The sequence below is a fragment of the Sphingobacterium sp. UBA5670 genome, assembly GCF_002420705.1.
In the GTDB taxonomy this organism is placed as follows: Bacteria; Bacteroidota; Bacteroidia; order Sphingobacteriales; family Sphingobacteriaceae; genus Sphingobacterium.
The window spans coordinates 688,984-690,749 of record NZ_DIIM01000021.1; the positions used below are offsets into that span (position 1 = coordinate 688,984).

Here is a 1,766-nt window from a genome sequence, read left to right on the forward strand (position 1 = left end):
CCAAACTTGCCCAGTTTGGTCGCTTTGCTTTCGGGCCAGGAAAGCATGGTGATCACGATGGCGAATTTGGCAGAAATGCAAGACATCCACTTCATTTTTGGGTACATAGGTTGTAGATCAGGGTGAAGCGACATTTTTTCAATGCGTTTAAATTCACCATGCCTCCTGACCGGCTTACCATCTTCCCAGACCTATGCACACTTTTTTTTTGTAACCTGATTATCTTTTAGTAGAATTCATTTTTTGACAGATTAAAATCAGAAAATCAAGCAGTTAAACTAGCCATTATTATATAAAGTTGATCTTTATGAAAAGAAGCTACGACTTTACCTTACCTGAGGAATATCAGTCTGTCGACCTTCCGTCCGACAGCATCAGCTACCCCATCCGGAATGCTCATGTACGGCAATGGAAATCATCTGGCAACCGCATCATCGAGCAGGTATTTGACGGCCGCTATGGCTATCTCTATTATTATGAATTTTGGATGGAACATGAAGAAACCATCCCAATATACACCGTACTGGGCGACCTACATCTTACCTATCCTTTGCTCAGCAACTCTCCCTTAAGGCAACGCCATAGCAGACAAGATTTTGCGATTGACTTTGTCGAAGGACGTGGCGCTTATCTTTATCTTGCCAAAGGTTCCTACAACCTGACCATTCCAAAAGGTCATCACATATTGGTGGGTTTTATTTTGGATGCTGGGCTATTTCGCTCCCCTGCAAACCGACATTTTAGTTTTTTGCAGCACCTGGTACAGGCTAAGAAGAACCAGTCATCGCAGTCGGACAAGAGTATTACCTTTCGTGTTGGCGCTGTCACCAAACGGCAGTTGCAGTTGCTTTTTAGAAAGATCAACCCCAATATCCTAGATAATGAGCATATTATCTTAAAGCAGCTGATCTTTCTGATCCAGCTTAGCCGGTTTAAGATAAGCGAGGATGGCAAGGAAAAATTGATCGACCAGGCACGTAATTTATTGCAAATGATGGTTCTGCACCAAGGGGCTCAAGTCCGCTTATCGGATATAGCCCAAGTATTGTCGAAGTCTAGAGATTATATCAACGAAGAACACAAAAAAACTTATGGCTGCACATTTCACGACTACCGCAACCAAATGTTACTGGAATATATTGCTTCCATTATCGTGGGCAATGAAAAATTGGCTACTACGGCCGAAGAGTGTGGATTTAGCAGTATTGTTGAACTCAACAAATTTATCAAAAACCAGACAGGACTTACTCCGCTATCGTTTAAGCAACAGCAGCAACATTCGGACAATGACCCCTCTTCTGAAAACTATTCCGATGCCCCTCCCTCCTAACCAATCCTGTTTTCTGCCAATCGGAAGCTTGTTTTCTGCTTAACGCTCGGCATTTAATCGCTGTAATTTAGTGTTGTAAAACTTAGTAATCGATTAACAAAAACGGCGATGAAAGAAAACGGAAAATATAGACAGTATGATGGGGCTGTAGCAGCGGATACAGTTCAAAACGTGAGGTCACGTAGCTGGTTAGGGTGCAAATTCACTGGGGTGGTTTCGTACATCCGGAAGTATCCCCAGGAATTTGTCTTACAGGTAATAACTTTTGCTTTGCTCTGCCTATGGATCTATGTCGGATCGAAAAAGGTGTTCACTTACGCCGAATTCAGAGCTTCCATGATCAGGCAGCCTTTTGCCGATCAATATGGCATTGTACTGTCGTATATCCTGCCAGCCGTGGAATTAGCCACCGGTATCCTCTTTATTTTTGAAGGGA

2 protein-coding genes are annotated in these 1,766 nt (G+C 43.0%); both read left to right on the forward strand.

Going from position 1 to position 1,766, the window contains the following annotated elements; genetic code table 11:
- The first annotated feature begins 307 nt into the window (after positions 1-307).
- Positions 308-1,330: a helix-turn-helix domain-containing protein gene (locus B3C94_RS20875; protein ID WP_293907351.1), complete on the forward strand. Its 1,023-nt coding sequence runs from the start codon at positions 308-310 to the stop codon at positions 1,328-1,330.
- 108 nt (positions 1,331-1,438) lie between these two features.
- On the forward strand, positions 1,439-1,766 hold a 328-nt coding region (locus B3C94_RS20880; protein ID WP_349679148.1), incomplete at its 3' end, for a MauE/DoxX family redox-associated membrane protein.

Coding starts and splice junctions, on each gene's coding strand:
- B3C94_RS20875 (WP_293907351.1), top strand. CDS start 308: ATGAAAAGAAGCTACGACTTTACCTTACCTGAGGAATATCAGTCTGTC.